Origin of the sequence: Stenotrophomonas maltophilia, assembly GCF_039555535.1 — a bacterium.
Taxonomy (GTDB): Bacteria; Pseudomonadota; Gammaproteobacteria; order Xanthomonadales; family Xanthomonadaceae; genus Stenotrophomonas; species Stenotrophomonas maltophilia_Q.
Genome location: NZ_CP154630.1, coordinates 2332673 through 2348767, shown reverse-complemented (window position 1 = coordinate 2348767; position 16095 = coordinate 2332673). Strand labels below are relative to the sequence as shown.

The 16095-nt window shown below is 66.1% G+C and carries 11 protein-coding genes; 4 read left to right on the top strand and 7 right to left on the bottom strand.

The window, feature by feature from the left end; all coding sequences use genetic code 11:
• The first annotated feature begins 74 nt into the window (after nt 1-74).
• Entirely contained in the window at nt 75-1535 is a 1461-nt protein-coding gene (locus tag AASM09_RS10825; protein ID WP_049430757.1) for an MFS transporter, read from the top strand.
• A gap of 61 nt (nt 1536-1596) precedes the next feature.
• On the opposite strand, the gene AASM09_RS10820 is transcribed toward AASM09_RS10825, so the two are convergent.
• Nucleotides 1597-2643 carry a LacI family DNA-binding transcriptional regulator gene (locus tag AASM09_RS10820; RefSeq protein WP_049430759.1) on the bottom strand — a complete coding sequence of 349 codons (1047 nt, stop codon included), beginning with the start codon at nt 2641-2643 and terminating at the stop codon, nt 1597-1599.
• Nucleotides 2644-2859: 216 nt separating this feature from the next.
• On the opposite strand from AASM09_RS10820, the gene AASM09_RS10815 reads away from it, so the two are divergent.
• Nucleotides 2860-5436: a glycoside hydrolase family 3 protein gene (locus AASM09_RS10815; protein ID WP_100443851.1), complete on the top strand. Its 2577-nt coding sequence runs from the start codon at nt 2860-2862 to the stop codon at nt 5434-5436.
• A gap of 190 nt (nt 5437-5626) precedes the next feature.
• On the top strand, nt 5627-6874 hold the full coding sequence (locus AASM09_RS10810; RefSeq protein WP_049430762.1) for an arsenic transporter: 1248 nt from the start codon (nt 5627-5629) through the stop codon (nt 6872-6874).
• 25 nt (nt 6875-6899) lie between these two features.
• On the opposite strand, the gene AASM09_RS10805 is transcribed toward AASM09_RS10810, so the two are convergent.
• The 5 genes from AASM09_RS10805 to AASM09_RS10785 all read right to left on the bottom strand — a co-directional run bounded on the left by AASM09_RS10805 (nt 6900) and on the right by AASM09_RS10785 (nt 12330).
• Nucleotides 6900-8333: an OprO/OprP family phosphate-selective porin gene (locus AASM09_RS10805; protein WP_049430764.1), complete on the bottom strand. Its 1434-nt coding sequence runs from the start codon at nt 8331-8333 to the stop codon at nt 6900-6902.
• Nucleotides 8334-8465: 132 nt separating this feature from the next.
• Nucleotides 8466-9242: an ABC transporter permease gene (locus tag AASM09_RS10800; RefSeq protein WP_005409726.1), complete on the bottom strand. Its 777-nt coding sequence runs from the start codon at nt 9240-9242 to the stop codon at nt 8466-8468.
• Nucleotides 9226-10059 carry an ABC transporter ATP-binding protein gene (locus AASM09_RS10795; RefSeq protein WP_014647218.1) on the bottom strand — a complete coding sequence of 278 codons (834 nt, stop codon included), beginning with the start codon at nt 10057-10059 and terminating at the stop codon, nt 9226-9228. Before AASM09_RS10795 ends, AASM09_RS10800 begins: the two co-directional genes overlap by 17 nt.
• 14 nt (nt 10060-10073) lie before the next feature.
• A complete protein-coding gene (locus AASM09_RS10790; RefSeq protein WP_049430767.1) occupies nt 10074-11132 on the bottom strand; it encodes an ABC transporter substrate-binding protein in 1059 nt (352 codons plus the stop codon).
• A gap of 76 nt (nt 11133-11208) precedes the next feature.
• Nucleotides 11209-12330 carry a 4-oxalomesaconate tautomerase gene (locus tag AASM09_RS10785; RefSeq protein ID WP_049430768.1) on the bottom strand — a complete coding sequence of 374 codons (1122 nt, stop codon included), beginning with the start codon at nt 12328-12330 and terminating at the stop codon, nt 11209-11211.
• A gap of 109 nt (nt 12331-12439) precedes the next feature.
• Between AASM09_RS10785 and AASM09_RS10780 the strand changes: the two genes are divergently transcribed.
• On the top strand, nt 12440-13342 hold the full coding sequence (locus AASM09_RS10780; RefSeq protein ID WP_049430770.1) for a LysR family transcriptional regulator: 903 nt from the start codon (nt 12440-12442) through the stop codon (nt 13340-13342).
• A gap of 65 nt (nt 13343-13407) precedes the next feature.
• Here AASM09_RS10780 and AASM09_RS10775 read toward each other — a convergent pair whose 3' ends face one another.
• The gene (locus tag AASM09_RS10775) at nt 13408-16056 is read right to left on the bottom strand and encodes an excinuclease ABC subunit UvrA (RefSeq protein WP_049430772.1); all 2649 of its coding nucleotides are present in this window, start codon (nt 16054-16056) and stop codon (nt 13408-13410) included.
• Nucleotides 16057-16095: the final 39 nt, after the last annotated feature.

The following is a 16095-nucleotide window of genomic DNA, read 5'->3' as shown; positions in this document are numbered from 1 at the left end:
CGCGCGCAATCACCACGTCCTGCCCTGTGCGACAACGCACGGGGCGTCGTCCTGTCCGTGATGACACGAGAATCATGAAACACACAACCCGCTGGTCGCAGTTCGGTGTACTCATCACCGTCTTTTTCTTCTGGGGTTTCGTCGCTGCAAGCAACGGCATCCTCATTCCGGTGTTCAAGAAAGCGTTCCATCTCAGCCAGGCGCAGAGCATGTACGTGGCGATGGCGTTCTACGTTGCCTACACCGCCGGTTCGCTGATCTACATCGCCATCTCCCGCGCCATCGGCAACGACCTGCTGCATCGGGTGGGCTATCGCAACGGTATCTGCCTTGGCCTGCTGGTGTCGGCACTCGGTGCCCTGCTCTTCTATCCGGCGGCCAATACCGGCTCGTTTGCACTGATGCTGTCCGGCCTGTTCATCGTGGGCCTGGGCTTCTCGCTCCAGCAGATCGCAGCCAATACGCTGGCGGTGATCATGGGTGATCCGGCCACCGGATCGCAGCGCCTGACCATGGCCGGCGGTGTCAACAACCTGGGCGCAACGGTAGGCCCACTGCTGGTGAGCATTGCCATCTTTGGCAGCGTGTCAGCGGGCAACACAGAGGCGAGCATCGAGAGCGTAAAGACCCCATACCTGGTGCTGGGCGCCGCCTTCGTACTGGTCGCCGTACTGCTGCGGTTCTCGAGCGTGCCCAATCATGTCGAGCTGCGCGCCACGGTCCCCGCAGCTGCGACCGGGACGAATCACCAGGCTGATCGCGGATCTGCGCTCTCCTACCCGCAGCTGGCGATGGGCATGATCGCGATCTTCCTCTACGTCGGCGTGGAGGTGTCGACCATCGACAATCTTCCAGCCTACCTTGAGCAACCCCTGAGCAAGGGTGGTCTAGGCCTGGAAACCTCCGTGATCGCCCCGTTCGTGTCGCTGTACTGGGCCAGCCTGATGATCGGTCGCTGGGGAGGGGCCGCCGGAGCCTTCGACGTGCGCGCAGGCGCGCAGAGGCTGCTGATGCTGGTGTTGCCGTTCATTGCATTTGCGATCTACCTTGCCGTCAACGCGATCTCTGGCCACAACTCCGCACAGTTCTTCCACTACGCACCGGTGATCGCCCTGATGATCATCGCCACCCTGGCCAGCAAGGGCAATCCATCGCGCATGCTGCTGTACTTTGCCGTGTGTGGCATCGGGGCGCAGCTGGTCGGCATGTTCACCACCGGGATGACCAGTGTGATCGCCTTCATCAGTGTGGGGCTGTTCTGCAGCACGATGTGGCCCTGCATTTTCACCCTGGCAATCACGGGCCTGGGCCGCCACACCAACCAGGCAAGCAGCCTGCTGATCATGATGATCATGGGCGGCGGCATCGTCAGTTGGGCGCAGGGGGCACTGGCCGACAAGGTCGGCGTGCACTACAGCTTCATCATTGGCGTGCTGTGTTTCTGCTATCTGGCGTTCTACGCGTGGGCGGCCGGCCGTACGCTGCGTCGCCAGGGCGTGGATCTGGAGCGATTGGCCACCGAAGGCGGCCACTGAGCCGCGCCCCTGCCTGCCAGCATGGCGTGCCGGCCGCGTCGGCACGCCATCGCGCCTGCGTTCAATCGTGACGGGCCGGTCCCGTGGATCGCCGGACCTGCAAGGCATAAGCAATATCGACCACGCCACCGCTGCCGAGCTCGCGCACTTCCTTGATCAGCTCCATGGCCGCGCGCCGGCCCATCTCACGGGTGGGCTGGCAGACGGTGGTCAGTGCCGGATAGATCTGGCGGGCGATCGGCGTGTCATCGAAACCGCAGACCGAGATGTCGGATGGCACCGTTAGGCCGTGTTCGAACACCGCACAGATGACGCCTGCCGCCATATCGTCGTTGGCGGCGAAGATGGCGGTCGGCCGATCAGGCCGATCAAGCAGCGCGTTGGCGCCGATGTAGCCGGATTCGTATGAGAACTCGCCTTCCAGGACCAGGCTGGGGTCGTAGCGCAGGCCTGCCCTGCGCAGGCCTTCGCGATAGCCTGCCAGGCGCCACATGCTTGCGCCATGCGCGGCGTGTCCCTTGATATGGGCGATACGGGTATGGCCCAGCGAGGCCAGGTGTGCGATCAGCGCCACCACCGCGCCGATTTCATCCACGACGACGCCCACGTTCCGGTTCTGTTCCTTCGCCGAAATGCTGGAATACGGGATGCCCAGGTCGACCAGGCGTTCCAGCAGGGCGGTGTCGTCTGTCAGCGGCGGCGTCAGCACCACGCCGTCGAGCTGCGACTGCATGATCAATGACTCGACCTTTTCCACGATATCGGCCGCATCGTAGATCAGCGGAGCGAGCATCAGGTTGTAGTGCTGTTCCATGCACGCGTCCAGCACCCCCATCTCGATCTCCATCAGATAGTTCGAGGACGGGTTATCGAAGAGCATCGCAATGAGGTAGGAGCGCCGGCCAGCGAGGACCCGTGCCGAGGGCAAGGGGCGGTAGCGCAGTTTTTCCACCGCCGCCTCCACCCGGGCCCGGGTGCTCTTGGAGACGTTCGGCTCGTTGTTGAGCACCCGCGAGACGGTCTTCATCGAGACCCCGGCCGTTGCCGCGACATCCTCGATCCGCACGCGTCCCGGCCTGCCTGCGAGCACCTGCTCAGCTCCCGGCATCCCCCGCCCTCTGCCCGTCATAGCCTCACCATCTTTACCGGAATCCTGCACCACGGGATGTGGATACAGATGCAACTTTATCCTCAAATCCCATGCCGCTGTGCAGCAAGCATTCGTCCCACGGGCTGGGTATGCTCGGTTTTGACTGACAACGCTGTCAGGTTGCTTTCCGGCCGCCGAGCCCACCCAAGCCACCCTTCCGAGATGATTGTTCCGATGAACATCCGTCATTCCGATCGTGCGAAGCGCAACCCCGTGTTCCGTCCCCACCGCCTGATGCTGGCTGCGGCGCTTGCCATGGCGCTGGTACCTGCGGCCGGTGCGGCCCCTGCCCCGGTGAACGACGCAGGCACCATCACGCCCGCGCACTGGCCCAGGGCAACCTGGCCGCTGGCCGACGATCCGGCCATGGAACGACGCATCGACGCGCTGATCGCATCAATGACGCTGGAAGAAAAGGTCGGCCAGATCGTGCAGGGTGATATCGCCAGCATCACGCCCGATGACGTGCGCAGATATCGATTGGGTTCAATACTGGCAGGCGGCGCATCCGACCCAGGTGGCCGCTACAACGCAAAGCCCGCCGAATGGCTTGCGCTGGCCGACGCGTTCTGGGAAGCCTCGATGGACACGCGCAACGGTGGCAAGGCCATTCCCATCGTCTGGGGCATTGATGCGATGCATGGCCAGAGCAACGTGGTGGGTGCCACTCTGTTCCCGCACAACATCGGCCTGGGCGCAGCGCGCAACCCGGAATTGCTGCGCGAGATCGCAAGGATCACCGCGGCCGAAACCCGCGTGACCGGCATGGAATGGACCTTCGCGCCGACCGTGGCCGTCCCGCAGGACGACCGCTGGGGGCGCACGTACGAGGGCTACTCGGAAGATCCGGCACTGGTGGCCAGCTATGCAGGGGCCTTCGTCGAGGGCCTGCAGGGCAAGGCGGGGGCCGCGGACTTCCTCGACGACCACCACGTGATGACCACGGTCAAGCATTTCCTCGGCGATGGCGGCACGGGCAACGGCAAGGACCAGGGCAACACCACGGTCAGCGAGGCCGCATTGCGTGACATCCATGCCGCTGGATACCTGCCGGCGATCAATGCGGGCGCGCAGTCGGTGATGGCGTCGTTCAACAGCTTCCATGGCGAGAAGATGCACGGGCACAAGCCACTGTTGACCGATGTGCTGAAGGGCCGGATGGGTTTCGGCGGCTTCGTGGTCGGTGACTGGAACGGCCATGGCCAGATCAAGGGCTGCAGCAACACCGACTGCGCGAAGACCTACGTCGCCGGCCTGGACATGGCCATGGCACCGGACAGCTGGAAGGGGATGTATGAGAGCACGCTGGCCCACGTGAAGGACGGCACCCTGCCGGAGGCGCGGCTGGACGATGCCGTCCGCCGCATCCTGCGGGTGAAGATGCGCATGGGCCTGTTCGACAAGCCCAAGCCCTCCGAGCGCGCATTGGGCGGCAAGTTCGAGCTGCTCGGGGCGCCGGCGCATCGCCAGGTGGCGCGGCAGGCCGTGCGTGAATCGCTGGTGCTGCTCAAGAACCAGAACCAGCTGCTGCCACTCTCGCCGAAACAGCGGGTATTGGTTGCGGGCGATGGCGCCAACGACATGAGCCGTCAGGCGGGCGGCTGGACGCTCAGCTGGCAGGGCGACGGCACGCGTCGCGAGGACTTCCCGAATGCGGAAACGATCTGGGAAGGTCTGCAGGCACAGGTCAAGTCGGGCGGCGGCCAGGCCGAACTGGCCATCGATGGCCGTTACCGCAATCGCCCCGATGTAGCCATCGTGGTGTTTGGCGAAGATCCCTACGCCGAATTTCAGGGCGACTTGCCCAACCTGATGTTCAAGAACGGCAAGTCCGGAGACCTGGAGCTGATGCGACGCCTGAAGGCAGACGGCATTCCGGTCGTGGGGGTGTTCCTGAGTGGGCGCCCGCTGTGGCTGAACCGCGAAATCAACGCCGCCGATGCCTTCGTGGCTGCGTGGCTGCCGGGCTCGGAAGGTGGGGGCGTGGCCGATGTGCTGCTGCGCGGCGGCGATGGGCGCGTGCAACACGACTTCCGCGGAAAGCTGAGCTACTCCTGGCCACGCCGCGCCAACCAGTACGAGAACAACGTGGGGCAGAAGGACTACGACCCGCAGTTCGCCTTCGGATACGGCCTGACCTATGCCGACAAGGGAAATCTACCTGCGCTTTCCGAGGACCCCGGCATTGATCCGGACGCCGCGGGTAGCGGCACCCTGTTCGAGCGTGGTGTGGCCGGCACCGGCCTGATGCTTCGCCTGACTGCCGCCAATGGCGAATCGACCGATGTCGTGCATCCCAATGCAACCACTGCCGACCAGTCACTGGCGATGGTCGCGATCAACACCGATGTGCAGGAGGGCGCACGCCAGTTCAGTTTCCGGGCGCCGGCCACGGTGGCCTTGCAGGCCAATACTCCGCTGGACTGGTCGCGCGAGACCAACGGCGAGCTCTCCGTGGTAGCGACCGTGCGTGTCGAGCAGCTCCCTGCGGCATCCGCAGTGACACTGGGTACCGCCTGCGGGGCGGCGTGTTCTGCCGAGGTTGCGCTGGGCCCTGCGCTGTCGGCAGCGCCGCGGAATGAGTGGCTCAGGTTGGGCGTTCCCCTCAAATGCCTGGCCAAGGCCGGGGCAGACATGAGCCGCTTGAGCGTACCGTTTGCACTGCGCGCCGGAAAGGGCACAACGCTTGCGATCACCTCTGTCGTACTGGGCACCGAGTTCGATCGCAAGGTGGAGTGCGCGACGCAGTAGGCGCCGTGTTGAATGCCTTGGCGCGGCCGTCACGGACCGCGCCGCGCCAGGGCATTCGCTGGGCAGCCGGCACGGTATGATGCTGCAACCCCGGCACTTGCACTGATCGCAGCGGGCGCCTGCACGCCGATCACATACGCCGGGGAACCGGCGGCGGGGTCGATGGACGGCACCGCGCACGCCCCACTCCATGCTCGCTTCCCATTCTTCGCTCATCATCTGGATGGCGGTGGCCGTTGCCACTGTCGGCCTGCTGTTCCGCCCGTTCCGCATCCCGGAGTACGTGTGGGCGCTCGGCGCGGCCGCGTTGCTTCCGCTCAGCGGCACCGTGTCGTTCGGCACCACCTGGCACGCAGTCGCCGAAGGCCGCGACGTCTACCTTTTCCTGGTCGGCATGATGGTGCTGGCCGAGCTCGCCCGCCGCGAAGGGCTGTTCGACTGGCTGGCGCTGTATGCGGTGCGGCATGCGGGCGGCTCGGGGCGGCGCCTGTTCGACCTGGTGTTCCTGGTCGGCACGCTGGTAACGGTGTTTCTTTCCAATGATGCGACAGCCGTGGTGTTGACCCCGGCGGTCTACGCGGCCTGCAAGGCGGCCCGCGCCAATCCCCTGCCCTACCTGTTCGTCTGTGCCTTCATCGCCAATGCGGCCAGCTTCGTGTTGCCCATCTCCAACCCGGCCAACCTGGTGGTCTACGGCCAGCACATGCCACCGCTGCTGCAGTGGCTGGCGCAGTTCGCACTGCCCTCGCTGGCTGCGATCGGTGCGACCTATCTTGTGCTGCGCTGGGTGCACCGGCGCGAGATCGCACAGCCGCTGGTGGCCGCGCCGCAGCATCGCCCGCTGACCGAGGGCGGGCGCCTGAGTGCGCTGGGTGTGCTGTTCACCGGCAGCGTGCTGCTGGTGACCTCTGCACTTGACGGGCCGCTGGGCCTGGCCACGTTCTGCGCCGGTGCCCTGAGCGTGGCGGCGGTGGTGGTTCGCCAGCGCCGCAGCCCGCTACCGCTGCTGCGCCACGTAGCCTGGGGCGTGCTGCCGCTGGTGGCCGGGCTTTTCGTGCTGGTGGAAGCGGTAGCGCAGACCGGCGTCATCCAGACTGCGGCCAGCGCGCTGCAGGCGCTGGCGAAGACGTCACCGCAGCAGGCCAGCTGGCTGGCAGGTGGCGCGGCCGCACTGCTCAGCAACGTGGCCAACAATCTGCCGGTGGGCCTTGCGGCCGGTTCGCTGGGCCAGATGGCTGAACTGCCCGCACAGACCCGTGCCGCGCTGCTGATCGGCGTGGACCTTGGGCCGAACCTGTCGGTGACCGGCTCGTTGGCCACCATGCTGTGGCTGGTGGCGTTGCGTCGCGAAGGCGAGCATGTCAGCGCGCTCGACTTCCTGCGCGTCGGCGCGCTGGTGATGCCGCCTGCACTCATCGCTGCGCTGTTGCTGCTGTGACCAGAATGCAGGCGGCGGCCCGGCTCTAGAAGGCCAACTGCAGCCGGGTATTGAAGGTGGTGCCTTCATCCCTGCCCGCGGCACTGCCGCTGCGGTGGCGGGTCTGCCAACGCACGGCTTCGAACATCACCCGGCTGAAATCGTTGAGGTACCAGTTCGCGCCCAGTGTCCACGCGTGGCCGGTACCGCCACTGGGCAGTTCGGCATAGTCCACGTCCTCATAGCGGCCCTTCAGCTCCCACGCACCGCTGCCGCCGCGCGTCACCGGATCGGCCACCTTCACCTTGCCCCACGTGCCGGCCTTGCCCGAGTAGGACGGCAGCGCGCCCGCCAGGAACCAGCCGGCCGAGATCGCCCACGCCTCGTGGTCGCGACCATAGCGCCCGCTGGCATCGGCCCCGCGCAGGCTTCGCGTACCCCACTCGCCGGTTGCCCACGCCGGGCCGAAGAAGCCGGCCAGTTCCGCACCGTAGGCGGTGCTGCGCTCGGCACCCAGCAGTGTGCCCGGCGCGATCTTGACCAGATCGTTGAAATGCCCTGCGATGGCCGAACTGCGCACCACGCCGCTGGCCCCAGCGGGAATCTTCTCGTGGAAGGCCCATGCGCCCAGATGCACCGTGGCGTCAGCGGTGTCCAGCGGATTCCAGTGGACGCGCGTGGCCCAGGTCTGGCTGTCGTTGTCGGTGCCGGCGTTGTTGAGGTCGTTGCCGGACACCGACAGGCTGGCGTGCCACCCCTTTCCATGCACGCGCTCGGTCAGCCCGACACCAAACAGGCCGCGCTGCGGCAGCATCAACGTGCCGACCACGTTGCGTTCCTGGAACGGCGTGTTGGAGGTGCTGCTGGAGCCATCGATACCGCGATCGTTCAAGCGGTTGCCCATCGTGAGATCGGCCGGCAGGCCGAACAGGGTGTGGTCCAGCGTGGCGTAGACCGACTTCCAGGCCACCGCGTTGTCGGCGAAGTCACCCTCCACCACCCAGCCCAGGGTTCCGTAGCGTCCCTCTGCCCCCAGGCGCACCGAACGGATCTCGGTACCCGAAACATTGCGTTCGGCGACCGCGGAACCGTCAGTACTTGAGGCATCGACGAACAGGCGGCCGCGGGGACGGAACACCGTATTGCCGTCGGCACTGCTGAACTCCGGTGCGCCCTTGGCCCAGGAGACCTTGGGCAGCTTGGACTGTCCCGATTCCAGTGCGGCCACCCGCGTCTCCAGCGCAGGTGCGGGCGGCGTGGGCGTTGCGGCCGCAGTGCCCTGCCCGCCCTCCACGGCGCGGAGGCGAGCTTCCAGTTGCTGGATCTGCAACGCCTGCTGCTGCACCAGGTGTGACAGTTCGGCCTGGCTCAGTGGTGCGGGCGGGGGCGAAGTAGACTGGGCGCCTGCGTGACCGCTGGCCAACAGCAGGCCGAGCGCGACCGACAGCGCTGCCAGCGGCAGCACGGTGGAATGATTCATGGGCTCTCTCTCCGGCCAGCCGGCCCCCTGGCCCGGCGCTGGCCTGTTGCGGTGGTGCGGGGGAAGATCGGGGGAAGGAGTGCGCGCCGCCGGATCGGTCCGGCGGCGGCAGGCCGGCTCAGCGCGGCCGGTTCAGCTGGTGGCCTGTGCCTGGGCGTTGGGACGCCAGGTGATCAGCTTGTTCTCGACCACGTCCAGCAGGGCGTCGATGACCAGCACGAAGGCGGCCAGGATGATGATGCCGGCGAACACGCCCACGGCATTGAAGTTGCCCTCGGCCTGCGCGATCAGGTAACCCAGGCCCGCCGAGGCCCCGAGGTACTCACCGATGATCGCGCCGACCACCGCGAAGCCCACCGAGGTGCGCAGCGAGGACAGGATCCAGCTGGCTGCTGCGGGGAAGTAGACATGGCGCAGCAGGTCGCTGCGGCTTGCGCCCAGGATGCGGGCATTGGCCAGCACCACCGGATTCACCTCGCGCACGCCCTGCATGGCATTGAAGAACGTGGTGAAGAACACCAGGGTGACCGCCAGCGCCACCTTCGACCACAGGCCCAGCCCCAGCCACAACACGAAAATCGGCGCCAGCACTACGCGCGGAATTGCGTTGAAGCCTTTGATGAAGGGATCGAGGATGCGCGCCGAGCGTCGGCTCAGGCCCAGCCACACGCCGCCAGCCACACCCAGACCGGTGCCGATGATGTAGCCCAGCGCGGTTTCGGTGAGGGTGATGTAGACGTGCTGGTAGAAGGACGTATCGGACAGCCAGGTCCAGGCCTGCTGCACGATCGCCGTCGGCGAAGGGAAGAAGAACGGATCGATCACGCCCAGCGCGATACCGCCTTCCCAGCCGCCGAAAACGGCGACTACCAGGGCCAGCTGGATGAATTTGTCAGTCTTGGCGTGCATAGCTCTTCTCCACTTCGCCGCGCAGGCAGGCCCAGATGTCGCGGTACAGGTCGGTGAAACGGTCATCCAGCTTGATCTCGGCCACGTTGCGCGGCCGTTCCAGATCCACGTCGAAACTGCGCACGACACGGCTGGCCGGGCCGGAGGACAGCACCACCACGCGATCCCCCAGGGCGATCGCTTCTTCCAGGTCATGGGTGATCAGGATCACCGAGCGCCGGTCCTCCTGCCACAGACGCAGCAGCTCGTTCTGCATCAGGTGCCGGGTGTGGATGTCCAGCGCCGAGAACGGTTCATCCATCAGGATCACCTTCGGCTCGACGATCAGCGCCTGCGCCATCTGCACCCGCTTGCGCTGGCCACCGGACAGCTGGTGCGGGTAGCGGTGCTCGAAACCGGCCAGGCCGACCTTGGCCAACCACGCGTTGGCCTTGGCCTTGCGTTCGGCTTCGGGCACGCCGCGGAAGCGCAGGCCGAGTTCAACATTCTGGTAAGCCGTCTTCCACGGCAGCAGCGCATCCTGCTGGAACAGGTAGCCGACCGACTCCTGCACGCCGCTGACGGCGCGGCCGTCGATGCTGACCTGCCCGGAAGACGGCTTCAGCAGACCCGCCACGGAATTGAGGATGGTGCTCTTGCCGCAGCCGGTCGGGCCGACGATGGCAAGGAACTCGCCGTCACCCACCTGGATGTCGACATCACGCACGGCGGTGAATTCGCCGAAGGACATGGTCACCTTGTTGATGGCGACCATGGTCTGTGCAGGCTCCAGCTGCGGTGCGCCATTGAACTGGCGCACGGTGGCATTGAGGGCCATGGGGTTACCTCCGCTTACGGTTGGGCCGCCGGCGCCGCAGCGTTGGCACGCTCGACGAAGGCATTGGTGTAGGTCCTGGACAGATCGATGTTGGCCTTGGCCACATCCGTGTTGAACTCGCGCAGCACCTTCAGTGGGGTTTCCAGGTCGGCCGGCGTGAAGTGACCGTACCGGGTAAAGATCGCGCGCGCGTTCTCCACCGCGCGGGCATAGGTGGCGCGATCGCCGGAGACGTAGCTGTCCGGCAGCGCGGCAACGATCTCTTCGGCACTGTTGTCGGCGATGAACTTCAATGCCATCTGCTCGGCACGGGCGATCTTCTCGGCCGCTTCGGGGCGCTTGTCCAGGAAGCTCTGGTTGGCATACATCACCGAGGTCGGGTACAGGCCACCATAGACCTGGCGGGCGCCGTCGTCGCTGCGCGCGTCGAGGAGGATCCTGCCGACCTTGCGCTCGGTGATCAGGGTGGCAGCCGGGTCGTAGTTGACCAGCAGGTCGATCTTGCCCTGCTCCAGGGCGGCAACCGCTGCGGCGCCGGAGCCGACGCCGATCAGCGAGATGCTGTCGGCCGGAATATCATGCTGGGCGAGGAAGTGACGGACGAAGAAGTCTGACGAGGAGCCCGGCGCGGTGATCCCGACCTTCTGGCCCTTGATGGTTTCCGGCCGGGCCGGATCGAAGGTGGCATCCTCACGGCCGGCCATCACCAGCCCGGAATTGCGCGAGAGCAGCACGAAGGCGACGACGTCCTTGCCCTTGGCCTGCATCTGGATGGTGTGGTCGTAGAAGCCGACGGCCACATCTGTGGAATTGGCCACCAGCGCCTGCAGTACCTTGGAGCCGCCCTGGGCGAAGTTCTCGGTCTTCACTTCGAGACCGACATCCTTGAAATAGCCCTTGGCGTCGGCGATGAAGAACGGCAGGTTGTTGAGGTTGTAGGAGCCGACGCTGATGCGCACCGGTGCGTTGTCAGCGCTGCCTGTGGTCGCACCTTCGGCGCGGCCGCTGTTGCTGCACCCGGCCGCGGCCAGGCCGGCCGCGCACAGCGCGGCCATCAGGAACTGCTTGTACATCATCCCTCCCAGGAGTGAAGCATCTACGTTGTGGTGGCGGGGCAGGCACGCCTGTGCCGACCCAGCCGGTTTCAGATCATGCCGCTGACGTCCATTGGCGGTCTTGGGTGGTACTGGCCGTGGCGTGCGCGGGCGACGTTGCATATACCCGACCGTCGAACAGTCGGCGTGCGGTGCGCACCACGCTGGCAATCACCGGCGTATCGTCCGAAATGCGACTGAGACTCACCTCCAGGGCCCCGCTCGGATGTTCGAGGGTAATGCTGCCGGGAACGGACAGGCATCCGACCAAAGTGTGGGCCAGCGTGCCCGGCGTGACGGCGGCGGTGGCCAGGCCGACCGCGCCGGTGATGGCCAGTGCGGTGTGGCATTGGTGCGGCATGAAATAGCGCACCTGCAGATCGCCCCCCTGTTGCGGCGCCGACAGCAGCACCGGCTTGGGAATGACCTTGTTGCCGGCGTCGGCGATGCCCATGCGGGCACCTGCCTGGATGCGCAGCGCTTCCAGCCGGCGCATGAACGTCGCGTCCGCGTTCAGTTCGGCGGGCGAAGCATCACCCCGTACGCCCAGGTCCTCGGCACGCACCAGCATCATCGGCATGGCGCAGTCCACCAGGCTGACCGGGACGCCATCGATGGACTCCTGCGCGTGCCCGCTGGGCAGCAGCTTGCCGGTGCGGGCGCCCGCGGCATCAAGGAAAGAGAGCCTGACCGGCGAGGCCGAGCCCGGCGCACCGGCAATGCGCGTATCACCGCGGTAGACCACATTGCCGCCAGGCGTTTCCACCGTCGCGATGATCAGCTTGCCGGTATTGACGTTGTGGATGCGCACCTCGGTCTGCGGATCCTGAGCCTGCACCAGCCCCCGCTCGATGGCATACGGGCCCACCGCCGCCAGCATGTTGCCGCAGTTGGGAGACGTGTCCACGACCTGCTGCTCCACCCTTACCTGGGCGAACAGATAGTCCACGTCGGCATCTGCCCGGCTCGATCGGTCGATGATGGCCACCTTGCTGGTCAGCGCGTTGCCACCACCGATGCCGTCGATCTGCAGCGGATGACCCGACCCCATCACTTCCAACAGCAGGCGATCGCGTTCGGCGGTGTTCGCCGGAAGGTCGCTGGCCAGGAAGAACGGGCCCTTGGAGGTGCCGCCGCGCATGAGTACGCAGGGAATGCTGAGCAGATCGTTGGACATACGTGTGCTAGATTGATGCGTATAGGGGATGAATGACCCCTCTGTGATTCGATACTGGCATGACCCCAATTAATCTGTGAATTGCTGATTTTTGGATGATTGATACCTGATGAGCATCAATTGCGAAATTCTCGATCTACGCGCGTTCCTGCTGGTATCAGAGACGCGCAGCTTTCATCGGGCGGCGGAGATCCTGCATGTCTCCCAGCCGGCACTCAGCCGCCGGATCCAGAAGCTGGAGCAGGCCGTGGGTTCGCCGCTGCTGGAGCGGACCACGCGCAGCGTCAGCACCACTGCCGTCGGTGAGAACCTGCTGCCGCTGGTGCGTCGCATGCTGGAGGAATTCGATGGATCACTGTTCTCACTGCGCGGCCGCGAAGACACCCGCGGCGCTACCGTCACCATCGCGTGCCTGCCGACGGCGGCGTTCTACTTCCTGCCCAGCGTGATGGCGCGTTTCCACGAAGCGCATCCCAACGTCCGCTTCCGGATCCTGGATATCCCGGCGACCGAGGGCCTGCAGGCGGTGGAACGTGGCGAAGTCGAGTTCGGCATCAACTTCATGGGCGCCAACGATCCGAATCTCGATTTCGACGTACTGGCCGAAGACCCGTTCGTGCTGGCCTGCCGACGCGACCACCCGCTGGCCCGCAAGCGCAAGGTGGAGTGGGCCGACCTGGCCGAGCATCAGCTGATCACCGTGCATCGCACCAGCGGCAATCGCACGCTGCTGGACGGCGCCCTGGCGCGCGAGAACCTCAAACTGAGCTGGCACTACGAAGTGACCCACCTGTCGACGTCACTGGGCATGGTCGAGGCCGGCATCGGCGTTTCTGTTCTGCCGAAAATGGCGACGCCGGACGGGGATCATCCCACCCTGGTGACGCGCTCGATAGGCAACCCTGTGGTGTCGCGCACGATCGGGATCGTCCGTCGCCGAGGCGCCCTGCTCTCGCCTACTGCGGAACGCTTTCTTCAGATGTTGATGAGCCAGTGGCGCGGGGAGAGCTGAACATCGTTTGATGGACCGGCGGACCCGAGATCTGGCGGAAAGTGATGGCCGGGCATGGCTCGGCCCTACAGAGGCGCCAGCTCGCGCGCCAGAAACGGCGCCGTCCGGCTGCCCTTGGCACGCGCCACCTGATGCGGCGTTCCCTTCGCCACGATGGTGCCGCCCGCGCCACCTGCGCCCGGGCCGACGTCGATCACCCAGTCGGCCTGCGCGACCGCACGCATGTCATGCTCGATCATGACCACGGTGTTTCCTGCCTCGACCAGCCGCTGCAGCTGTACCAGCAGCCTGTCCGCATCGGAGGCATGCAGGCCGGTGGTGGGTTCGTCCAGCACGTAGAGCGTGCGCCCGCGCTGGCTGCGCTGCAGTTCGGTGGCCAGCTTGATGCGCTGGGCCTCGCCCCCTGAAAGCTCGGTGGCCGGCTGGCCCAGCCGCAGGTAACCCAGGCCGATTTCCTGCAGCAGCTGCAGCGGTCGGGCGATGGGCTCCTCCCCGCTGAAGAACGCATGCGCCTGGTCCACCGTCATCTGCAGGACCTCGGCGATGTTGCGGTCATTCCACAGCACCTTCAGCGTGGCTTCGTTGTAACGCGCGCCGTGGCAGGTGGGGCATGGGGCGTAGACACTGGGCATGAACAGCAGTTCGACGCTCACGAAACCCTCGCCTTCGCAGGTCTCGCATCGGCCCTTGGCCACGTTGAACGAGAAACGGCCCGCATCGAACCGGCGACGACGTGCGGCCGGCGTCGCCGCGAACAGCTTGCGAACGTGATCGAACAGCCCGGTATAGGTGGCCAGGTTGGAGCGTGGCGTGCGGCCGATCGGCTTCTGGTCCACCTGCACCACGCGTTGGATGGCGTCCACATCCCCGGCCAGTTGGCCTCGGGTGGTTTCGATCACCGTCGGCCCGTCGGTCGGCGATGCCTCGGCACCATCGTCCGCGGGTTCGTGCCCCAGATGCAGCAGCATCAGCTCCGGCAGTGCCTGCGCCATCAGGCTGGACTTGCCCGAGCCGGAAATGCCGGTCACTGCCGTCAGCAACCCCAACGGCACCTGGGCGTCCACGCCCTGTAGGTTGTGGCGATGGATGCCCTGCAGTTCCAGCCAATGCCTTGCGCTGCGCTGGCGGCTGGCGGGTGCCGGCACCCGGTCGAACAGATACTGGGCCGTGCGCGAATCCTGCACCTGGCGCAGGCCGTCGGGCTCGCCGCTGTAAAGCACGCGCCCTCCCCGTTCGCCGGCCTCCGGCCCCACGTCCACCAGCCACTGCGCGCGGCGCATCAGCTCCAGATCGTGCTCCACAACGAACACCGAGTTGCCGCCATCACGCAGCCGATCCAGCGCGTCGTACAGCGCCTGGCTGTCGGCCGGGTGCAGGCCAGCCGAAGGCTCGTCGAGCACGTACAGCACACCGAACAGCAGCGAGCTGAGCTGGGTGGCCAGCCGCAGGCGCTGCAGTTCGCCGGCGGACAGCGTTGGCGTGGCGCGGTCCAGCGAGAGATAGCCCAGGCCCAGCTCACGCAGCTGCCGTACACGCGCCATGACCCCAGCCGCCAGTCGCTGTGCAGCCAGCCGCTTCTCTTCCGAAAGGGCCGAAGTCAGGCGGACATCCGGGGCCGCAGCATGGACGGCGCGCCCGCTGGCCGCACGCTGGTTGCGGTCGCGGCGCGTGGCGTTCCTGCTGGTGGGTTCGCCCCGGCTGTGCGCGCTGAAGTCACCTTGCGCGATGGGCTCCAGCAGATCCGCCAATTGATCCAGGGGCAGCCGCATGAACTCGCCGATATCCACGCCCGCGAAGGTGATCGAGAGCGCTTCCGGCTTCAGTCGCTTTCCGTGGCAGGCCGGGCACAGCTTGCCTTCCATGTAGCGGGAAACCCGCTTGCGCATCAACGCGCTCTGGGTATTGGCAAAGGTCTGCAGCACATAGCGGCGCGCGCCGGTATACGTGCCCATGTAACTCGGCTCGAGCTTCCGCTTGAGTGCGGCCCGGGTCTCGGCCGGCGTGAAGCCGGCATAGACCGGCACGGTGGGTGTTTCCTCGGTGAACAGGATCCACTCCCGGTCCTTCTTCGGCAGCTTCTTCCACGGCACGTCGATGTCGTAGCCGAGCGTGACCAGGATGTCGCGCAGGTTCTGGCCATGCCAGGCTGGCGGCCAGGAAGCGATGGCGCGCTCGCGGATGCTCAGCGACGGGTCCGGAACCATCAGCGCTTCGGTCACCTCGTACACATGCCCAAGCCCGTGGCAGGTGCTGCAGGCGCCCTGCGGCGTGTTGGGCGAGAAGTCCTCGGCGTACAGCATCGGCTGGTTGGCCGGGTATGCACCTGCACGCGAATACATCATGCGCACCAGGCTGGACAGCGTGGTGACACTGCCCACCGATGAACGTGCATTGCTCGCGCCGTGCTGCTGCTGCAACGCCACTGCCGGTGGCAGCCCGTCGATGGCGTCCACATCGGGCACGCCGGCCTGGTCGATCAAGCGCCGCGCGTAGGGCGCAACGGATTCAAAGTAGCGCCGCTGCGCCTCGGCGAAGACGGTGCCGAAGGCCAGCGAAGACTTGCCGGAACCGGATACCCCGGAGAACACCACCAGTGCATTGCGCGGGATGGAGACGTCGACATTCTTGAGATTATGCTCTCGCGCACCGCGCACCTCGACGCAACCGCTGGCAGCGGCGGCACATGACGATTCACCAAAGGGGGGCTTGGACATCTTCGCGATCCTGCGGGCAGTGAACGGCGCGCGTCGAAG